This is a genomic window from Burkholderia sp. SIMBA_062 (assembly GCF_046534765.1).
Classification (GTDB): domain Bacteria; phylum Pseudomonadota; class Gammaproteobacteria; order Burkholderiales; family Burkholderiaceae; genus Burkholderia; species Burkholderia ambifaria.
In genome coordinates, this window is the sequence record NZ_JAWRYD010000491.1 from 1 (window position 1) to 248 (window position 248).

The following is a 248-nucleotide window of genomic DNA, read 5'->3' on the forward strand; positions in this document are numbered from 1 at the left end:
GTTGCAACACACGGTCGTTATTGCTGGCGAGTGTCGGGTCATCCAGCAAGGCCGTCTGCCCCAGTAACTGGCACAGCGCATGCCACTGCCCTTCACCGGTGGCGGCGACAAACATCTGCTCGCCACCGGCGAAGGTGAACACGTCGTAGATGGCCCAGGCGCTGATACGGTTGGGCATCGGCGCCGCTGCCTCGCCAGTGACCACGTACTGCTGCATGGGCTGGGCGGCCAGCAGCACGCAGTTCTCG

Annotated in this window: 1 protein-coding gene; it reads right to left on the reverse strand. The window is 64.5% G+C overall.

Annotation, left to right across the window (positions count from 1 at the left end; all coding sequences use genetic code 11):
* Positions 1–248, reverse strand: a 248-nt coding sequence (locus SB786_RS37190; RefSeq protein WP_410731707.1) for a CoA transferase, incomplete at both ends; no start/stop codon positions are given.